At 62.2% G+C, this 19,171-nt stretch carries 21 protein-coding genes; 13 read left to right on the top strand and 8 right to left on the bottom strand.

What is annotated here, in order from left to right; all coding sequences use genetic code 11:
• The first annotated feature begins 5 nt into the window (after window positions 1-5).
• Complete coding sequence (gene plsY / locus ACYG9Y_RS26315) at window positions 6-644, top strand: glycerol-3-phosphate 1-O-acyltransferase PlsY (RefSeq protein WP_031253450.1); 639 nt, start codon at window positions 6-8, stop codon at window positions 642-644.
• A 22-nt stretch (window positions 645-666) separates the two neighbouring features.
• On the opposite strand, the gene ACYG9Y_RS26320 is transcribed toward plsY, so the two are convergent.
• Complete coding sequence (locus ACYG9Y_RS26320) at window positions 667-1,923, bottom strand: ubiquinone biosynthesis hydroxylase (protein ID WP_023737984.1); 1,257 nt, start codon at window positions 1,921-1,923, stop codon at window positions 667-669.
• 115 nt (window positions 1,924-2,038) lie between these two features.
• On the opposite strand from ACYG9Y_RS26320, the gene tesB reads away from it, so the two are divergent.
• The 6 genes from tesB to xth all read left to right on the top strand — a co-directional run bounded on the left by tesB (window position 2,039) and on the right by xth (window position 9,772).
• The gene (gene tesB, locus ACYG9Y_RS26325; protein WP_023737983.1) at window positions 2,039-2,914 is read left to right on the top strand and encodes an acyl-CoA thioesterase II; all 876 of its coding nucleotides are present in this window, start codon (window positions 2,039-2,041) and stop codon (window positions 2,912-2,914) included.
• Between the two features lie 218 nt (window positions 2,915-3,132).
• Window positions 3,133-3,471, top strand: coding sequence for a P-II family nitrogen regulator (locus ACYG9Y_RS26330; RefSeq protein WP_023670499.1), 339 nt, complete (start codon window positions 3,133-3,135; stop codon window positions 3,469-3,471).
• Window positions 3,472-3,484: 13 nt separating this feature from the next.
• Window positions 3,485-4,933: an ammonium transporter gene (locus tag ACYG9Y_RS26335; protein WP_373420142.1), complete on the top strand. Its 1,449-nt coding sequence runs from the start codon at window positions 3,485-3,487 to the stop codon at window positions 4,931-4,933.
• 345 nt (window positions 4,934-5,278) lie between these two features.
• The gene (locus ACYG9Y_RS26340; RefSeq protein ID WP_023737982.1) at window positions 5,279-7,948 is read left to right on the top strand and encodes a DNA translocase FtsK; all 2,670 of its coding nucleotides are present in this window, start codon (window positions 5,279-5,281) and stop codon (window positions 7,946-7,948) included.
• A 138-nt stretch (window positions 7,949-8,086) separates the two neighbouring features.
• Window positions 8,087-8,767 carry an outer-membrane lipoprotein carrier protein LolA gene (locus tag ACYG9Y_RS26345; protein ID WP_023737981.1) on the top strand — a complete coding sequence of 227 codons (681 nt, stop codon included), beginning with the start codon at window positions 8,087-8,089 and terminating at the stop codon, window positions 8,765-8,767.
• Between the two features lie 198 nt (window positions 8,768-8,965).
• Entirely contained in the window at window positions 8,966-9,772 is an 807-nt protein-coding gene (gene xth, locus ACYG9Y_RS26350; protein ID WP_023670495.1) for an exodeoxyribonuclease III, read from the top strand.
• A gap of 164 nt (window positions 9,773-9,936) precedes the next feature.
• On the opposite strand, the gene ACYG9Y_RS26355 is transcribed toward xth, so the two are convergent.
• Window positions 9,937-10,392, bottom strand: coding sequence for a cyclic nucleotide-binding domain-containing protein (locus tag ACYG9Y_RS26355; protein WP_023730228.1), 456 nt, complete (start codon window positions 10,390-10,392; stop codon window positions 9,937-9,939).
• A gap of 177 nt (window positions 10,393-10,569) precedes the next feature.
• Window positions 10,570-11,253: a response regulator transcription factor gene (locus tag ACYG9Y_RS26360; protein WP_023737980.1), complete on the bottom strand. Its 684-nt coding sequence runs from the start codon at window positions 11,251-11,253 to the stop codon at window positions 10,570-10,572.
• A 145-nt stretch (window positions 11,254-11,398) separates the two neighbouring features.
• Here ACYG9Y_RS26360 and ACYG9Y_RS26365 point away from each other — a divergent pair, with 145 nt between their 5' ends.
• A complete protein-coding gene (locus ACYG9Y_RS26365) occupies window positions 11,399-11,935 on the top strand; it encodes a L,D-transpeptidase family protein (RefSeq protein WP_198018629.1) in 537 nt (178 codons plus the stop codon).
• Window positions 11,936-12,118: 183 nt separating this feature from the next.
• Here ACYG9Y_RS26365 and ACYG9Y_RS26370 read toward each other — a convergent pair whose 3' ends face one another.
• Window positions 12,119-12,358: a hypothetical protein gene (locus tag ACYG9Y_RS26370; protein ID WP_023670491.1), complete on the bottom strand. Its 240-nt coding sequence runs from the start codon at window positions 12,356-12,358 to the stop codon at window positions 12,119-12,121.
• Window positions 12,359-12,493: 135 nt separating this feature from the next.
• On the opposite strand from ACYG9Y_RS26370, the gene gcvA reads away from it, so the two are divergent.
• The gene (gcvA, locus tag ACYG9Y_RS26375) at window positions 12,494-13,414 is read left to right on the top strand and encodes a transcriptional regulator GcvA (protein ID WP_023683901.1); all 921 of its coding nucleotides are present in this window, start codon (window positions 12,494-12,496) and stop codon (window positions 13,412-13,414) included.
• 15 nt (window positions 13,415-13,429) lie between these two features.
• Here gcvA and ACYG9Y_RS26380 read toward each other — a convergent pair whose 3' ends face one another.
• From ACYG9Y_RS26380 to ACYG9Y_RS26395, 4 genes are all read right to left on the bottom strand, one after another.
• Complete coding sequence (locus ACYG9Y_RS26380; protein ID WP_023737978.1) at window positions 13,430-13,849, bottom strand: DUF1761 domain-containing protein; 420 nt, start codon at window positions 13,847-13,849, stop codon at window positions 13,430-13,432.
• A gap of 102 nt (window positions 13,850-13,951) precedes the next feature.
• Entirely contained in the window at window positions 13,952-14,650 is a 699-nt protein-coding gene (locus ACYG9Y_RS26385) for a class I SAM-dependent methyltransferase (protein WP_198018617.1), read from the bottom strand.
• Window positions 14,605-15,030, bottom strand: coding sequence for an EVE domain-containing protein (locus ACYG9Y_RS26390; RefSeq protein WP_023737976.1), 426 nt, complete (start codon window positions 15,028-15,030; stop codon window positions 14,605-14,607). Before ACYG9Y_RS26390 ends, ACYG9Y_RS26385 begins: the two co-directional genes overlap by 46 nt.
• Window positions 15,031-15,117: 87 nt before the next feature.
• Window positions 15,118-15,414, bottom strand: coding sequence for a YciI-like protein (locus tag ACYG9Y_RS26395; RefSeq protein WP_023670486.1), 297 nt, complete (start codon window positions 15,412-15,414; stop codon window positions 15,118-15,120).
• A 385-nt stretch (window positions 15,415-15,799) separates the two neighbouring features.
• Between ACYG9Y_RS26395 and ACYG9Y_RS26400 the strand changes: the two genes are divergently transcribed.
• From ACYG9Y_RS26400 to ACYG9Y_RS26415, 4 genes are read left to right on the top strand one after another with little or no spacing between them, the layout of a single operon-like run.
• On the top strand, window positions 15,800-17,029 hold the full coding sequence (locus ACYG9Y_RS26400) for a glycosyltransferase family 2 protein (protein WP_023709450.1): 1,230 nt from the start codon (window positions 15,800-15,802) through the stop codon (window positions 17,027-17,029).
• Window positions 17,019-18,023, top strand: a complete 1,005-nt coding sequence (locus tag ACYG9Y_RS26405) for a glycosyltransferase (protein ID WP_245260377.1) — start codon at window positions 17,019-17,021, stop codon at window positions 18,021-18,023. The genes ACYG9Y_RS26400 and ACYG9Y_RS26405 overlap by 11 nt, the downstream gene beginning before the upstream one ends.
• 4 nt (window positions 18,024-18,027) lie before the next feature.
• On the top strand, window positions 18,028-18,528 hold the full coding sequence (locus ACYG9Y_RS26410; protein ID WP_023737975.1) for a GtrA family protein: 501 nt from the start codon (window positions 18,028-18,030) through the stop codon (window positions 18,526-18,528).
• Window positions 18,529-18,551: 23 nt separating this feature from the next.
• The gene (locus ACYG9Y_RS26415) at window positions 18,552-19,154 is read left to right on the top strand and encodes a class I SAM-dependent methyltransferase (RefSeq protein WP_198018616.1); all 603 of its coding nucleotides are present in this window, start codon (window positions 18,552-18,554) and stop codon (window positions 19,152-19,154) included.
• Window positions 19,155-19,171: the final 17 nt, after the last annotated feature.

A 19,171-nucleotide genomic window follows, 5' to 3' on the forward strand; every position in this document is an offset into this window, starting at 1 on the left:
GGCGCATGTCATTCTGGATAGCGAGCGTGGTAGGATCGGCTGCCGCTTACCTTATCGGCTCTACGCCTGCCGGCTACCTGGCGGGGAAACTGCTTAAGGGCATCGATATCCGGGAGCACGGCTCCAAGTCCACCGGTGCGACAAATGTATTGCGCACACTCGGGAAATGGCCAGCATTGGTGGTGCTTCTGGTGGACGTGCTGAAAGGGGCGGCAGCGGTCATCTTTGCCCGTTGGTTTTGTTTCTGGTCTTCCGCAGCGCCGCCGTCGGCAATATCTGATATGCCCGTTTGGGCTCCTTGGATTGTATGCCTGGCCGGACTCGCTGTTTTGCTTGGGCATAGCCGTTCGATCTGGCTGAATTTTACCGGCGGCAAATCGGCTGCGACGGGGTTGGGTGTTTTGTTGGCGATGTCCTGGCCTGTGGGTCTAGGCGTGGCGACGGCATTTGCCGTGGTGTTGGCAGTTTCCCGAATTGTGTCCCTGAGTTCGATGCTGGCGGCGCTCACCGCGATCGCCCTCGTCGGCGGCATGGGACAACCATTGCCCTACCGGTTGCTGGTCATCGCCGGCGGCATCTACGTGATCGTGCGCCACCGCGCCAACATTGCGCGGCTGATGTCAGGAGCCGAGCCGCGTCTATGACAAAGCGGCACTCATTCCCGGCCTAAATCGCCTCACCCTTGAGCAGCCGTGGTGTGCCGTTGGACAACCCCGACGCCTGGCGGATGAAGAACTCCTTCAGCCTGGGCATCCGTTCAACAAGGCCGAGGCCTATGTCGCGGAGCTGGCGCAGCGGGCCGATGTCGTTGGAAAACAGCCGGTTCAGCACATCTGTGGTGACGCCCATCTGCACCGTGTCGAAGCGGCGCCATTGCTGGTAGCGCTCGAGCACGTCGAGCGCGCCGATATCCTGTCCCAAGCGATCGGCCTCGACCACCACTTCGGCAAGGGCCGCCACATCCTTGAAGCCGAGATTGAGGCCCTGGCCGGCGATCGGGTGGATGCCGTGCGCGGCGTCGCCGGCAAGCGCGATGCGCGGGGCGACGAAGGCGCGCGCGATGGTCAGGCCGAGCGGCCAGGCGCGCGGCTTGTCGGTGACGCGGATTTCGCCGAGCTTCAGGCCAAAGCGCAATTCAAGCTCCTGCTCGAAGACGAGGTCGTCGCCCGAGACCAGCTTTTCGGCATCCTCGGAACGTTCGACCCAGACCAGCGACGAACGGTTGGTGCCGTCCTCGGTGGGCTTGAGCGGCAGCGTTGCAAACGGGCCGGCCGGCAGAAAATGCTCTTCGGCGCGGCCATTGTGCGGGCGCTCATGCGCCACCGTGCAGACGATGCCGGACTGGCCATATTCCCATTTCACCGTCTTGATGCCGGCCATGTCGCGCAATTTGGAATTGACGCCGTCGGCGGCGACCAGCAGCCGCGCCTCAATCGCCGCGCCGTCGGCCAGATGCACGGTGATGCCGGCGCCATTGCCGTCGAACGATGCGACCGCGACACCTTCGATGATGTCGATGCCGAGCTTTTGCGCGCGGCGGCGCAAGGCGCCGTTCAGGTCCTTGTTGGCGACCATGTGGGCGAACGGTTCGCCCGGCGCGACCTCGCCATCGAAGGTGAGAAACACCGGACGCACCGGGTCGGCGGTGCGCGAATCGGTGACGATCATCTCGGTGATCGCCTGCGATTGCCCGACGATTTCCTGCCAGACGCCGAGCTGGTCGAGCATGCGGCAGGCGGCGGCGGCGATCGCCGAGGCGCGGCCGTCTTTCTGCCAGATGCCGGCGGGCGCGGCATCGACGACCGCGACGGCGAGGCCCGGTCGCGCCTGTTTCAGCGACACGGCGGCAGCCAGGCCGACATAGCCGGCGCCGGTGACCAGCACGTCGAGCGAGGTTTTTGCGGCCGTCTTGCGGTCTGCCATGACAATTCCTTTCGAAGCCTCGGCCATCTTGGCCCCGTGCTAGGATATTCCGGCCTTGACTGCCCGCCATTCCTGTCGGAAACCGCGATAGCATCTTACGGCGAGGTCACGAAACATGACGGCGGCCATGGACGAGCTTCTCAGCATTCTCGACCTCGAGCAGCTTGAACACAATCTGTACCGTGGTCGCAGCCCCAAGCTCGACTGGCAGCGGGTCTTCGGCGGTCAGACCATCGCCCAGGCGCTGGTCGCCGCGCAGCGCACGGTCGAGCCCGAGCGCCATGTGCATTCCCTGCACGGCTATTTCATGCGGCCGGGCGACACCAAGGTGCCGATCGTCTACGAGGTCGACCGCATCCGCGACGGCGGCTCCTTCACCACGCGGCGTGTGGTGGCGATCCAGCACGGCCAGGCGATCTTTTCGCTGGAGGCCTCGTTCCAGCAGGACGAGATCGGGCTCGAGCACCAGCTGCCGATGCCACGCGACGTGCCACCGCCCGACAGCCTGTTGTCGCAGCGCGAATTGCTGGGCAAATTCGGCGAGGCGGTGCCGGACGGCATCAAGCGCTACTGGGAGCGCGACCGGCCGATCGAGATGAAGCCGGTGATGCTGAAGCACTACACCAGCCGCGAAAAGCTGGAGCCGCAGCAGAACATCTGGATCCGCACCACCGGCCCGGTGCCGGCCGACCGCGGCATCCAGGCGGCGGTGCTTGCCTACCTCTCCGACATGACGCTGCTCGACACCTCGACCTTTGCGCACGGCCGCGCCATTTTCGACCGCGACATCCAGGCGGCGAGCCTCGACCATGCGATGTGGTTCCATCGCAGCCATCCGCTCGATGACTGGATCCTGTACACGCAGGACAGCCCGTCGACGCAGGGGTCGCGCGGCTTCACCCGCGGCTCGCTGTTTGCCCGCGACGGCACGCTGATCGCCTCGGTTGCCCAGGAAGGCCTGATCCGGCTGAAGCGGCCGCCTGCGGAATAGGCGTTTTCGAAAAATTGCCTACTTTTTAATCAGTGACTGTCCGTTGACAGTGCGCACCGTGGCGCCGGGACTCGAGCGACCCGTTTGTTTACAATGAGTTAGCACCCTGCTTCGGCAACTGGCACGGAGCTTGAATCCTGTTGGGCACTCTCCGGGCTTTTTGGGATCGGTGAAGGTGTGCAAACGCGGGGGACCGCAACAGCAAAGGGTGAAACCTTATGAAAATCGTGATGGCAATCATCAAGCCGTTCAAGCTCGACGAGGTGCGCGAAGCGCTCACCGCCGTCGGCATCCAGGGCCTGACCGTCACCGAAGTCAAAGGCTACGGGCGTCAGAAGGGACACACGGAAATCTATCGCGGGGCGGAATACGCGGTCAGTTTCCTGCCGAAGATCAAGATCGAAGTCGCGGTTAGCACAGACCTGGTCGACAAGGCCGTCGAAGCCATCACGGCGGCGGCCAAGACCGGCCAGATCGGCGACGGCAAGATCTTCGTCTTCGGCATCGATCAGGCGGTGCGCATCCGTACCGGCGAAACAGACACCGACGCACTTTGAGCGGCGAACACGTATTCCAATGGAGAGTTCAATGAATATACCTTCCACCTTGAAGTCAGTGGCGCGCTCCGCGCTGCTGGGCTCCTTAGCGCTCGGAGCATTGGGCACGGTTGCTGCCTTCGCGCAGGAGGCGGCTCCCGCCGTCGCGGCGGCAGCGCCAGCAGCGCCGGCTTTTACCGTCGACAAGGGCGACACCACGTGGATGATGATTTCCACCGTGCTGGTGCTGTTGATGACCATTCCCGGCCTTGCGCTTTTCTACGGCGGCCTGGTTCGTACCAAGAACATGCTGTCGGTGCTGATGCAGGTCTTCACCATCACCAGCGTGGTCATGATCATCTGGGTCTTCTACGGCTACAGCCTCGCCTTCACCCCGGGCAACGCCTTCGTCGGCGGCCTTTCGAAGATGTTTCTCTCCGGCGTCAACGTATCGACGCTTTCGGAAACCTTCAGCAAGGGCGTCGCCATTCCTGAACTGGTGTTCGTCGTCTTCCAGATGACCTTCGCCTGCATCACGCCCGCCCTGATCGTCGGCGCATTCGCCGAACGCGTCAAATTCTCTGCCTTGATCCTTTTCGTTATCCTATGGGTGACGTTAATCTACTTCCCGATCGCGCACATGGTCTGGTTCTGGGGCGGCCCGAGCGCCTATGCCGACCCGTCCGGCCTGATCTTCAGCTTCGGCGCCATCGACTTCGCCGGCGGCACGGTCGTTCACATCAATGCGGGCATTGCCGGTCTCGTCGGCGCGCTGATGATCGGCAAGCGCATCGGCTACAAGAAGGACATCATGGCGCCGCACTCGATGACGCTGACCATGGTCGGCGCTTCATTGCTGTGGGTCGGCTGGTTCGGCTTCAACGCCGGTTCGAACCTCGAAGCGAACGCCTATGCGGTGTTGGCGATGATCAACACCTTCGTCGCCACGGCGGCGGCGGCAGTGGCCTGGATCGTGCTTGAATCGCTGCTGCGCGGCAAAGCCTCCATGCTCGGCGCTGTTTCGGGCGCGGTCACCGGCCTCGTCGCGATTACGCCGGCTGCAGGTTTTGCCGGCCCGATGGGCGCTATCGTGCTTGGCATCGTCGCCACCTTCGTCTGCTACTTCTTCGTCTCGGTGGTGAAGAACACGTTCGACTATGATGACAGCCTCGATGTCTTCGGCGTCCACTGCGTCGGTGGCATCATCGGTGCGCTAGGCACTGGCATTCTGGTCAATCCCGCCCTCGGCGGCGCCGGCATCGTCGACTATTCGACGGCCGACTTCGCCGCCGGCTATGCCGGCACGGCCACGCAGCTCCTGGCGCAGGGCAAAGGCGTCCTGGTAACCCTGCTGTGGTCGGGCATCGGCAGCGCAATCCTCTACAAGGTCGTCGACTTGATCATCGGTCTGCGTCCGACAGCCGACGCCGAGCGCGAAGGCCTCGACCTGACTTCGCATGGCGAAGCGGCCTACCACTCGTAAGCCTTGCGGGGCGGCCTCGGCCGCCCGCATTCTCCCATCCCGTCGTGACGCTCCCGAAAGGAGTTCACGCTTTGAGGCCCGGGTCATTCCGGGCCTCTCTTTTTGGCAACCGTGCTGGCAGGCCTCCGTCCCTGCGCAATCACGTTCTAGTGATGGCCGCCGGCGGGGAGACGTCGACCGGATTGGTTCCGAACTGTTGAGACTGCCTACAGTGGAGTGAGCAAGATCGTGGCTCTGGGTGCGTATAGTTAATGCGGCCTTAACCTTCCCCCCGATAGTCTGACATCCGAATCTGCCGGAGTGCGTCATGCGCCCGGCCAGTCCATGACAGACGGGGAACGAAGCATGCGTTCAGGGGCTTCAGCACCGCTCGCGCTGACCGATACGGGGCACGGCATCCAGGCATTCGCGCGGCGCCAGGTCGGGCGGCTGGTCGGCGCCGGCCTGTTTGCGCTGGTCGCCTTTGGCGTCGCGGCGCTGGCGACCTGGAACGTCGCCGATCCCAGCTTCTCGCACGCCACCGACAACATCGTCACCAACGCCATGGGCTATGCGGGCGCGGTATTCTCCGACCTCGCCATGCAGTTCTTCGGCCTTGCCGCGGTTGCCGCCCTGGTGCCGGCGGTGATCTGGGGCTTTCTCCTGTTTTCGGCGCGCGGCGTCGACAGGCTGCCGAAGCGCGGCCTTGCCTGGTTCGGCTTCGCGCTGCTCGCGGCGGCGATGGCCGGCTGCGTGGTGCCGCCCAAGACGTGGCCGTTGCCGACCGGCCTCGGTGGCGTGTTCGGCGACATGGTGCTCAATATTCCGGGCCTGGTCATTGGCGGCTACCCGACCGGCATCGTTGCCAGCATCATTGCCATGGTGCTCATTGCGCCGGCGCTGTGGCTGTTTGCCTATGGCTCGGCGCTGATTGCGCGCAAGAACGGCTTTGCCGTCATGGAGCGCACCGCGGAGCCCGATTCCCGAGAGGACGACCTGCTCTTCGACGAAGACGAGGACGAGGGCGACGAGGGGATACTGGCGCTCGGCGCCGTTACCCACTGGTGGCTGTCTTTCCGCGCCTGGATGCATCGCCGGGCTGTGCGCCGCCAGCAGGAGCGCGACGAGTTCGAGCCGGAGATGGAGCAGCGCTCCACCGCATGGCGCCGCGCCGCCGAACGGGTCGAATCGGCGGAATTCGCCGAAGCGCGGATGAGCCCGGATGGCCGCGCCCGCGTCGAGCCGGAGTTCTTCGCCGCCATGGTCAATGACCGCAGCGTTTCCGTCGATCCGGACGATGACGACGTCCTCGATGCCGGTTTCGACAATGGCGACGAGGAGGTCGAACTCGACGACGAGCCGGTCCAGCGCCGTGCCGCGACGAACGCCAAGGTGCAGAACTTCCGCTCCGATGCAGCGACCCGCGTCGCCGCACCTGCGCCGCGTCCCGCTCCCGGCGCGCGCGTCCAGCGCGAGGCGCAGACCTCGCTGATCGGCTCGGAAACATTCGAAATGCCGTCGCTGCATTTCCTGTCGGAGCCGAAGAACGTGGTGCGCGACGCCAGCCTGTCCAAGGACGCGCTGGAGCAGAATGCGCGCCTGCTCGAAGGCGTTCTGGAGGATTTCGGCGTCAAGGGCGAGATTATCGCGGTACGGCCCGGCCCGGTGGTCACGCTTTATGAGTTGGAGCCGGCGCCCGGCATCAAATCGTCGCGCGTCATCGGCCTGTCCGACGACATCGCCCGCTCGATGAGCGCGATTGCCTGCCGCGTCGCCGTGGTGCCCGGCCGCAACGCCATCGGCATCGAATTGCCGAATGCCAAGCGCGAGACCGTCTATCTCCGGGAGATCCTGGCCAGCCGCGATTTCGAGACGACCAAGTCCAAGCTGGCGCTGGCGCTGGGCAAGACCATCAATGGCGAGGCGGTGATCGTCGACATCGCCAAGATGCCGCATGTGCTGGTCGCAGGCACCACCGGCTCCGGCAAGTCCGTCGCCATCAACACCATGATCCTGTCGCTGCTCTACAAGCTGACGCCGCAGGACTGCCGGCTGATCATGATCGACCCGAAGATGCTCGAACTTTCCGTCTATGACGGCATCCCGCACCTTCTGACGCCGGTGGTCACCGACCCGAAGAAGGCCGTGGTGGCGTTGAAATGGACGGTGCGCGAGATGGAGGACCGCTACCGCAAGATGTCCAAGGTCGGCGTGCGCAACATCGACGGCTTCAACGCGCGCGTGCAGTTGGCTGAAAAGAAGGGCGAAAAAATCTCGCGCACCGTGCAGACCGGCTTCGACCGCCAGACCGGCGAGGCGATCTACGAGACCGAGAACCTCGATCTCGAGCCGATGCCCTACATCGTCGTCATCATCGACGAGATGGCCGATTTGATGATGGTCGCCGGCAAGGACATCGAAGGCGCGGTGCAGCGCCTGGCACAGATGGCGCGCGCGGCCGGCATCCATGTCATCATGGCGACGCAGCGTCCGTCGGTCGACGTCATCACCGGCACCATCAAGGCCAATTTCCCGACCCGTATCTCCTTTCAGGTGACGTCGAAGATCGACAGCCGCACCATTCTGGGCGAGCAGGGCGCCGAGCAGCTGCTCGGCATGGGCGACATGCTGTACATGGCCGGCGGCGGCCGCATCCAGCGCGTGCACGGCCCGTTCGTCGCCGACGACGAGGTCGAGAAGATCGTCGCCCATCTGAAGCTGCAGGGCGTGCCCGAATATCTCGACGCCATCACCGAGGATGACGGCGAGGACGATGACGAGCCGTCGGGCAAGGGCGGCGCTGGCGGTGGTGGCAACAGCAATTTCGAGGATTCCGACGATCCCTACGACCAGGCGGTCTCGGTCGTGCTGCGCGACGGCAAGGCGTCGACCAGCTATATCCAGCGCCGGCTCGGCATCGGCTACAACCGCGCCGCCTCGATCATCGAGAAGATGGAGAAGGAAGGCATTGTCGGCCCGGCCAACCATGCCGGCAAACGCGAAATTCTGGTGCCGACCGAGGACGACAAGTTCTGATCAGCCGATACGGCCCGGCGGCAACCTTGAACCTTTTGGCGCGTTACAGCGACTGAGCGCTGTCCGGCCCGCCAAACTTAAGTCTAACTGGGGGTCCACGGACTGCAACGAGACACACACCACACGAGAGTGACCGGCATGAAAAACGATCTTTCCGCGATCAGCGATTTCGCTCCAAACCGTCGCCAGTTGCTCGGCCTTGGCCTGATGCTTGCCGGCGCCGCGGCCGTCAACGTCGTGCCGGGGTTCCAGCTCTTGGCCTCGGCGCAGGCGGCGGTGCCGCCGACGGCGCAAAAGATCGCCGACCATTTCTCCTCGGTCAAATCGATGAGCGGCGAGTTCGTCCAGTTCGGCCCCAACAACCAGCAGACCGGCGGCAAGTTCTTCCTTGAGCGGCCAGGCAAGATTCGCTTCAACTATGACGGCAAGTCGAATTTCCGGGTGATTTCCGACGGCAAGTCGGTGGTCATCCTCAACAAGCGGCTGAAAACGTCCGATCTCTATCCGTTGTCGAAGACACCGCTGAAGCTGTTGCTCGACACCAAGATCGACCTCTCGGGCGGCCGCGTCAAATCGATCAAGGAAGAGAGCGACCTCACCACCATCCAGCTTGCCGACAAGTCGGTGTTCGGCAATTCGAAGATCACCATGATGTTCGATCCGAAATCCTATGATCTGCGCCAGTGGACCATCACCGACGCGCAGGGCAAGGACACCACGGTGATGATCTACAACACCAAGGAAGGCGTCAGCTTCCCTGCGGATACGTTCGCCATCGACTATACGGCGAACCGCGAGCTGAACACCAACCACCGCTAGATCCGGTCAGGCCGGCCTGCAAATGGCGATCTCCTGCGCTTCCGGCGCTCACGTGGTTTAAGTACGCTCCGCTCCGGTTCTCGGAGACCACCATTTTCGACTCGGCCTGACCTGAATCAGGGCCGCCGCCCGCAAAGGCTGGCTTGTGTTTGTGGCGCTCGGCTGGCAGTAGATCGGCGACCTTGTTCGGACCGCCGCATGCCCTTCTCCATCGCCACCTGGAACATCAACTCCGTGCGCCTGCGCATGCCGATCGTCGAGCGGCTGCTGACGGAGCAGGCGCCCGATGTGCTTTGCCTGCAGGAGACGAAGGTTCCCGACGAGCTGTTTCCGGAAAAGGCGTTCCGCAAGGCCGGCTACGAGCACATCGCATTCCATGGCCAGAAGGGCTATCACGGCGTTGCGACGGTGGCGCGGCGGCCGATCGAGATTGTCGAGAAACGGCGCTTCTGCGAGATCGATGACAGCCGGCATCTGTCGGTCAAGGTGCAGGCCGGCGGCAAGGCAATCCTGGTCCACAATTTCTACGTGCCGGCCGGCGGCGACGAGCCCGATCCGGAGATCAACCGCAAGTTCCGCCACAAGCTCGATTTCGTTGCCGAGATGAACGCCATCCGCGCCGCGCATGACGAGGTGTCGGCCTCGATCCTGGTCGGCGACCTCAACATCGCTCCGCAGGAGCACGATGTCTGGTCGCACAAGCAATTGCTCAACGTCGTCAGCCACACGCCGGTCGAGACGCAAAATTTCGACGCGATGCGGATCGCCGGCGACTGGGTCGACCTGATGCGGCTCGACGTGCCGCCAGAGCAGAAGCTCTACACCTGGTGGAGCTATCGCGCGCGGGACTGGGAAGCCTCGAACCGCGGCCGCCGGCTCGACCATGTCTGGTCGTCACCGAACCTGGTGCCGAGCTTTGCCGGCTATGAGATCCTGCGAGAGGCGCGTGGCTGGGAGCGGCCCTCGGACCATGTGCCGGTGATTGCGCGGTTCGACCTGGATTAGGCGGGCCGATATTCAGGTGAGGCCGGCCTGCAAATGGCCGATACCTGCGCTTCCGGTGCTCGCGTACTTTGAGTACGCTCCGCTCCGGTTCTCGGTATCAGCCATTTTCGACTCGGCCTGACCTGAATCTCGACACACCCAAGCGTGAGCGCGGTCGCGGGGACCTACCCGCCAAACCTTGGCGCCAGCTTCTCGATGCGGGCGATCATGGCCTGGAAATCATCGAGGATGCGCTGGTGCAGTTTCACCGCCACCTCGGGATATTCCTCCAGGATGCGGCGAAACATCTTGCGGCTCAACCTTATCACTTCCGAATCGGTCTCGGCCGAGGCGCTGGTCAGCCGTCTTGAGTCGGCGATCAGCGCCAGTTCGCTGAGGATCGTGCCGGGGCCGGCGGTGCCGATCGGGATGCGGTCGCCATCCTGCTCCCGGTAGAGCACGATGCGGCCACTGACCACGATATAGGCCGAGTCGGCTTCGTCATCCTCGCGGTACAGCTTGCGGTCGGCCTGCAGATGGGTGGCTTCGGCGCCGAAGGCGAGCAGGCGCAGCTGTTCCTGCGTGAAACCCTCAAAGAGCTTCACGGCGGACAGGATGCGGATGTCGTCATCCAGCGCCATCTCTAGCTGCGTCCCCGAACGGTCAGTCCAATCCCTCCCTTAGAGCGCCGCGTGTCCAATTGAACGCGCAAAGGACGCTCTAACACTTCAATCTGCGCAGCGGGCCGATCCAGGCTCCCCCAGCCGGATCCTCCCCGAAACAGTCCCGCCCCGACCGCTTATTGAACAATGAAAAGTTTAAGGAACCAGCTTGTAGCCGCCGCTTTCTGTCACAAGAATTTCAGCATTGGAAGGATCGCGCTCGATCTTCTGGCGCAGCCGGTAGACGTGAGTTTCGAGCGTGTGCGTGGTGACGCCGGAATTGTAGCCCCACACTTCCTCAAGCAGGACGTCGCGCGTCACCACCTTCTGGTCGGCTCGATAGAGATATTTGATGATCGAGGCTTCCTTCTCGGTCAGCCGCACCTTGCCGCCGCGCGGGTCGATCAGAAGCTTCTGGCTGGGCTTGAACGTGTAGGGGCCGACCGAAAAGGTGGCGTCCTCGCTCTGCTCGTGCTGGCGCAGTTGTGCGCGGATGCGGGCGAGCAGCACGGCGAAGCGGAACGGCTTGGTGACATAGTCGTTGGCGCCGGCCTCGAGGCCCAGAATCGTGTCGGAATCGGTATCGTGGCCGGTCAGCATGATGATCGGCGCCTTGTAGCCGCCCTTGCGCAGGATCTTCACCGCCTCGCGGCCATCCATGTCGGGCAGCCCGACGTCCATGATGAGCAGGTCGATGAGCCCGCCGCGCGCCGCGGCGACGCCTTTGGCGGCGGTCGCTTCCTGCAAGACGTCGAATTCTTCGTAAAGGGCCAGTTGCTCGACGAGGGTTCCGCGCAGGTCGTCATCGTCGTCAACGATCAGAATGGTACGTGATGTCATGGATCAATCCATTGTTTTGAAAAGAATTTTCAGTTGACCGCTCCCCATTTATGCGGAAGCTGACCGGCGCAACAGTCCGATCACAGTGATTTGTTCCGTGACACGATCATACAAGAAAAAACGCGATCGCAATGCAGCCGGCGCAATTTTGCCGAAAGGGCTGCGTGTGCTGGTGGTTCGGGCGAGGCCGGGCAACCCCAGCCAGGGGATATTGCAGGCCGGCAGCAAGGTGTTTGCCTGCGCGCTCGGACGCGGCGGCATCTCAGCCAACAAGCGCGAAGGCGACAGTGCGACGCCGCTTGGCGAGATGCGGATTTTGTCAGGATATTTTCGGGGCGATCATTTCGCGGCCGGCCGCAAAACCCGGCTGGCGATGGCGCCGATCGGCGCCGATCTCGGCTGGTGCGAGGTGCCGGACGACCGCAACTACAACCGGCCGGTGAAAATCCCCTATGGCGCCAGCCATGAGCGAATGCGGCGCGACGACCGCCTCTATGACGCCTGCCTGGTGCTCGACTGGAACATGGCGCCGCGCCGGCGCGGCCGCGGCAGCGCCATCTTCTTCCATCTGGCGCGCCCAGGCTTCACACCGACGCAAGGCTGCGTGGCGGTGACAGCGCGGACAATGGCGCGGCTGTTGCCGCTGGTGTCGGACCGGACGGTGGTGAGGGTGGTGAGGTAGGGAGTAGGGAGTAGGGAGTAGGGAGTAGGGAGTAGGGAGTAGGGAGTAGGGAGTAGGGAGTAGGGAGTAGGGAGTAGGGAGTAGGGAGTAGGGAGTAGGGAGTAGGGAGTAGGGAGTAGGATGGTCTCGGCGTCGTTTCAATCCTTCACTACTCACTACTCACTACTCACTACTCACCATTGCCTAACGCCTTCTCGGCTTCTGCCACCCAGTGTCCAGCAATCCAAGCCGGCCGAGTTCCCGGTCCACGGCCCGCGTCACGTCCTTGCGCTGCGCGCCGACGTCCCGCAACTGGCGATCCGACAGATCCTCCACGTCCTGGCGCGGCAGGTTGATGGCGACTTTCGCCTGGCGAAGCCAGTCCGTTACGGCATGCAACCAGTTCGAGCGAGCTGCTGGCGAGTTCAAAACGAAGATGGACATGATGCGCTCCCGTGTTCCGCCGGATATCAAATCCGGCTTGATGGTGTTTCGATGGATGCATCATGCCGCATTGAAATCCATGAGAGAAACGAGTAGTTCTTTTCGGATCGTCAAGTTTTATTTGAGGATACGTTGATGTCCCGTCTGTTGCCCGGAACGCGCGCGCTGAGGACTCTGGAAGCCGCCGCCCGCCACCTCAATTTCACCCGCGCTGCCGACGAGCTCGGGCTGACGCCGGCGGCGGTCAGCCACCAGATCAAGGAAATCGAGGATCAGCTCGGGCTGGTGCTGTTCACGCGAACCAGTCGTACCATCCGGTTGACCGAGGCAGGTACGGTGCTGTTCGAGGCCTCGATCGATGCGCTGGACCTGCTCAACCGGGCGGTGTCGCGGGCGCGCAAGCTGACGCGCGGCACGGCATTGCTGAAGGTGACGCTCGACGCGCAGTTCGCGTCAAAATGGCTGATGCGGCGCGTCGACGATTTTCGCAAACTTCAGCCCAGTATCGAGCTGAGGTTCGACATCGGCTACGAAGTGCGCGATTTCGAACTCGACGACGTCGATGTCGGCATCCGGTTCGGGGTCGGCAAGTATCCGGGGCTTCGCGCCCATCGCCTGTTCGACAACATCCTCATTCCGGTGTGCAGCCCGAGCCTGCTGACCTCCGGCCCGCCGCTGCGCGAACCGCGCGACCTCTTCAACCACACGCTTGCCCATATCGAATGGTCGCGCCAAGGCGTGACATGGCCGAACTGGCGCATGTGGATGGCGGCGGCCGGCATCAACGATTTCGACGACAGCCGGACTATCGTGTTTGGAACCTCTACCGATGCCGTGCAGGCGGCGCTCGACGGCAATGCCGTGGCGCTCGCCGAGTTCGCCATGGTGGCAAACGACCTTTCCCAGGGAAGGCTGGTGCAGCCCTTTGAACTCGGTCTGCGCGTGGGGCCGGAGTTCGGCTACTTCCTGGTCTATCCCGAGAGCACTGCCAACGATCCGCGCATCATCGCTTTCCGCGAATGGATCCTCGACGAAGTCGCCAGGACGCAGACCTGACGACTTCTGCAGGCCTCAGCCGGCGACCGGCGTCCCGAACCAGCCGATCACCGCGCCGATGATCAACAGCACGCCGAGCCAGTGGCCGCCGTCGATCAGGGTCAGGTCCCAGCCGAAATTCTCATAGCGATGGTTGGCCGTCAGCGTCGTGGCGACGAAACCCAGCCAGAGGACGAAGCCGAAGATCAGCCCTGCGACAAGGACCGGCTCGCCGCCGGTCATCGCGCCGACGACCAAGGCTAAGACCAGCGCCATGATCAGCTCGGCGATGAAGGAGATGATGAAGGGCAATATCGATTTCTTTGACGTTGACGGATCGATCCTGGCCGCCCTCATCCAAGGCTTGCTGAGGGCCGTGTACCAGACGGCGCCAAACAGCCACGCCGCGACGGCCGCGACAACCACCGCCAGCCAGTTCACCACTGAAAAATCCATAAAGTCCTCCCCTCAAGCATGCCGCCCAAAGCCTGACGGTTCTGGGATAACGACATGCGTATTCTTCAAAATGCGCGATGGAACGCCTGTTCGGCAATGCCGTCAAGCGAAGCGCCACACCGTGGTGCGCTTGACCAGGGCGTCCTCCAGCGCCCGCGTCACCGCCACTTCGTAGACGGCGAGCGGCTCCAGTCCCGCCTTCGGCATGTAGGAGCGGCCCGGATCGCCGACGAGGATGTCAGCGCCGCGCGCCTTCAGTGTCGAAAACCACGGCATCAGCGTGTCGGCGAAGGATTTGTCGTAGAAGACGTCGCCGGCCAGTACCACGTCCCAGCCGGCGTCGGTGCCGATGCAGTCCGTGCCGCAAAAGTCGATGGCAACGCCATTGGCCTTTGCGTTGAGGCGGACCGCCGTTTCGCAGAACGGGTCGATGTCGGCGGCGATCACGTGCGCCGCACCCGCCTTGCCGGCGGCGATGGCGACAAGGCCGGAGCCGGAGGCGAAGTCGAGCACGCGTTTGCCCCGCACATCCGACGGATTGTCCAGCACGTGACGGGCAAGGCCCTGACCGCCGGCCCAGGCAAAGGCCCAAAACGGCGGCGGCAGGCCGATTTCGATCAGCTCGTTCTCCGTGCGCTGCCAGAGGTCATGCGCTTCGTCGGCAAGATTGAGCACAATCTCCGGCACATGCGGCGGCGACATAAGCGCCGTGTTGTCGAGAATGAACTTTTTCGCGCTGTTCGGCATGAGGGCCGTCACGGAGCCGGCGTCAGTCCGCCCATGCGGCAGACTTCCTTCCATTCGGCCGGCGTCACCGGCTGTACGGAAAGCCGTCCAAGCCGCACCAGCGCCATCTCGGCAAGCTTCGGATTGGCCTTGACCTGCTCCAGCGTCGGCGGGTTCGGCACGTCCTTGAAGGCGCGGATGTCGACGCATTCCCAGCGCGGATCGTCGGTGGTGCTGTCGGGATGGGCAAGCCTGCAGACCTCGGCAATGCCGACGACGTTCAGCCCTTCATTGGAGTGATAGAAGAAGCCGAGATCGCCGATCTGCATCGCCTTCATGTTGTTGCGCGCTGCATAGTTGCGCACGCCGTCCCACTGCGTGCCGGCCTTGCCCTTGGCCTTCAGCGCCTCGAAGGAGAAGACCGAAGGTTCGGATTTGAACAGCCAGTAGTTCATGTCTTTGCTCCAACTACTATTTTTGCGCAATTCCGGACGGAAAACCGTTACACACTTTTCCTGGGATCGCTCTAGGCGCCGCCGGAACTAACTAGCCGCCGGCTTGTTGAAGGTCCAGTTCCACTGGCGGATTTCGACACTTTCGAACAGCCCGGCCTTGGCATAGGGGTCGGCAGCCGACAGCGCCTGCGCACCGGCCAGATCCGGCGCTTCGACGACGACGAGGCTGCCGTTGGGCTTGCCTTCGGCGTCGAGGAACGGGCCGGCAAAGGCCAGTTTGTTGTCGGCGTTCAGGCCTTCGAGAAAGGCGACGTGGACCGGCCGCGTGTCGACGCGCACCTGCAGGCTGCCGGGCTTGTCCTTGCAAATCAACGCAAACAGCATGCTTTCGAAACTCCGGGTTGGGATTGCGACTAAAGTTCGCCTTGAACTGCCGAAACCGCGTTTTTGCTTTTATGGTGCCTTCGGGTCAATGCCAAATGATCTGTCGCGATGGATCTCCGCCCCGCTCAAGGCCAAGGCATTGAAATGATGGATCCACATGAGTTTGATGAAAGTCACAGACGATATCGCTTCGCCCGAAAGAGCAGACACAGGCAACAGCGCTGCATTGCGAAAAAAGAGCGCCTGGCCTTTGCGATTGCTGCTTATAAAGACGCCACTGGATATTTCGTAAGTCAAAGATAATCAATTTTCGATATGATACGCTCCCAGCGGGTCAGTTGTGGGGATGGGCTGGTTCTTCCAGAACGCCTGAATAGAGGACGCAATGGAGAGCATCGCGGGGGACACGACAGTCAGGATCGACGACGCCACGCCTGCTTTCACGGTCAGCATGGAGACCGAGCGCGTTCTCGTCTCTGCAATTATTCCTTGCCTGAACGAAGAATTGACGATTGGCATTTGCATTCGCAAAGCCTTCGATGCCTTCTTGAGGCGCGGCGTCAAGGGGGAAGTCGTCGTCGGCGATAATGGCTCCACGGACAGGTCGGTGGAGATTGCGCAACAGTTGGGAGCGCGGGTCGTCCATCAGCCGGTAAAGGGCTATGGCGCGGCAATCAGCGCTGCAGTTGAAGCGGCCGAGGGCAAATATCTCATCATGGCCGATGCCGATGATTCCTACGACTGGAGCCAATTGGGCGATTTCATCGATGCGTTGGAATTGGGTGCGGACTTTGTCATGGGCAATCGGTTCGCCGGCGGTATCGAGCCGGGCGCCATGCCGCTACTGCATCGCTACCTGGGCAATCCCGTCCTGTCCACCATCGCTCGCTGGCTGCACAAATCTCCGATCCGCGACTTCCATTGCGGCATGCGCGGCTTCACTCGAGAGGCATTTCAGAAAATCGGCGCACGCTCGCCGGGAATGGAATTCGCCTCGGAAATGATCATCAATGCGCATCGCGCTGGGCTCACCATTCGTGAAGTGCCGATCAAGCTCTACCCCGACAAGCGAAACCGCGCCCCGCATCTGCGTTCCTTCCGCGACGGTTGGCGCCATTTGCGGCTCATTATTGCTCACGCGCCGGACACCATGTATCTCGTGCCTGGGCTGACCTTGCTGATCACTGGCATTGCCGGCCTTGCAGTTCTCGCTGCCGGACCTGTTCGCATCGGTGGATGGTACTTCGGAATTCACTTCGTCGCGCTCTCGGCTATGGCGACGTTGATTGGCCTTTCAGCGATCCTGTTCGGTATGCTGGCAAAGGTGGCAATCGCCATCTACCATCCGGTCTACAGCGGTCGAATTGTGTCATGGCTGACGCGCGGTCGCCCTTTGGAATGGCTGGTTTTTTCCGGTGGCGTACTCGCGGCAGCTGGCTTCGCGGCGGACGTGGCACTGGCGCTACATTGGATTTTTGTCGGTGGCCCCATGGAGCAATCAGTGCATCTGACCTTTGTGGTCACCACTATCTGCGTGGCCGGCATGTCCATGGTGCTATCTGGCTTCGTGCTCAAGTTGCTGCTTGATACATTGAGCGCCAGACATGAGTTCTAACCCTTCAGCAGCCTCGCGAGCGGAAATTCAAGCCGTAAGCCGCGCAGCCGAAAAGCCTTTTCTGTCGGTCGTCATGCCTGTCCATGACGGGGCGGCATGGATTGGAGCGACACTTGATTCACTTGCTGCGGAGCTGACTGGCGACCTGCAGATAATCATTATCGACAGCAGCCCGACGAACGCCACAGCTGCCATTGTCGAGCGATTCCTCTACCGGCCGGCGTTCCGGCTGCTTCGGCGAAAAGATCTCGGGCCTTGGCAGTCGAAGACCAACCTGGGCGTTGAGCTAGCCGCCGCCGATTATGTCTGCATACTCCACCAAGACGACCTGTGGTTGCCCGGGCGCATTGAGGCCGCTCGACGCTGGCTCGCGGACGCACCCGAAGCAGCGCTTCATTTAGCCCCGACTGCGATCGTTGACCGCCACGGCCGGCGAATGGGATGCTGGAACTGTCCCTTGCCAACCGAAAAGGTGCTCGAATCTGAATTCTTGCTGGAACGGCTTCTCGTACAGAATTTCGTGTCTGTGCCTGCTCCGATTTTTCGTCGGAGTGCTTGGCTGGCATGCGGGGGCATGGATGAGATGCTTTGGTATACGGCGGATTGGGATATGTGGGCGAAGCTCGCTGTTGCCGGATCTGTCGTTTATCACAAAGAGATAACCACAGCCTTCCGGGTTCATGGCGATTCGCTGACCGTAACCGGATCGCGCGATGCGAACGAATTCCGTTCGCAAATGCAGACTGTCCTAGAGCGCCATCTGTACCGGCTTTCGGCGCGCAGCCGACGCCAGATTGAATCTGCTGCTCGGGCATCGATCAGCGTCAATGTGTCGCTGGCGGCTGCGTCGGGCGGCGACTTGAAGGCCTTGGTTCGAGCGGCTCGCACCATGCTGTCGCTCGGGCCGACGGGATTAAGGCGCTACTTGCGCGATTCGCGATTGCTGGAGCGCGTCATGTGCCGGCTTCGCGCGAAACTGACAGGAGCGTTCTGAGGCAATGTTCAGCTCTGCCAGGATCGCCGACGACCAAGTGGACAAGAGCAACCATGCCGGAGCTCACGAAAGACCGCTTTTGGAACGTGGATGGCGGTACACTGTGGTGGGAGCGATATGCGCAATTGCGCACAATGCCATCATGATTGCGGTTGATCAGCTGGGTGGGCATTACCTGCTGGGCATCATGATTTCATTCCTGGCTGTGATGCCTACGGGATACGCTCTGCACAGCTGGTTCACCTTCGGCAAGCCACTTCGCTTGAAAGCGTTTGCGCGTTTTGCGGCAGGTGTGGCTGCGGCCTATCCGATCTCGGTAGCCATGATGGTGCTTCTCTGTTCATGCCTCGGCCTTGGCGTTGCGATTGCGTCTCCGATCGCCACAGTTGCGTTGCTCATCTGGAACGTTGTCGTTGCGCATTTTGCTATCTTGTCACGGTTCAATCTAAAGCCCGTCACCTTGCCGGCGACATCCTCTCGCTCAACCACGGGAAACGAGGAATGAGAATGTTGCCGCCAGGAAAGATCATGCGCAGGGCTCTTGGCCGTCATTTCAAGCCGGTCGGAGACATCTACCGGCGTGTTTTCGTCAATCTCAATGTAATTGCGGATTTTCTCGATCGCGAATTGCCGAACGGCGCGAGGGTTTTGGATATCGGCGGCGGGGATGGAGCGCTCGTCGACCGGTTGCTTGATCGGCGCCCCGACCTAACGGTTACGATGTGCGATCTCGCACCTTCAATCGGTGCCTTTCTAAGCAACGCAAATCGGGCGAAGGTCGAACTTCTGCCCGCCACGGACCTTTCCAGCGTGCAGGGATCTTTTGATGTTGTGACGATTTCCGACGTCATTCATCATGTGCCGGTCGATGGGCGCGACGCATTCTTCAAATCGCTGGCCGACAGTTGCGAACGCTGGGCCTGCCGGAAGATCATCTTGAAGGACATCGAGCCTGGTGGAATACGCGCCACCTTGTCGCTTCTTGCGGACCGGCACATTACCGGAGACAAGCATGTCGTCTTGTTTTCGCGTTCGGACTTCGCGGCCATGGCAAAGCGGCATTTCCCGACGGCAAAGAGAGCATCGGCATCACCGGACCGGCCGAATTATTGTGAACTGCTCAGCTGGTAGCAGATGGGTGGATCCCG

This window comes from Mesorhizobium sp. W050, assembly GCF_054719535.1.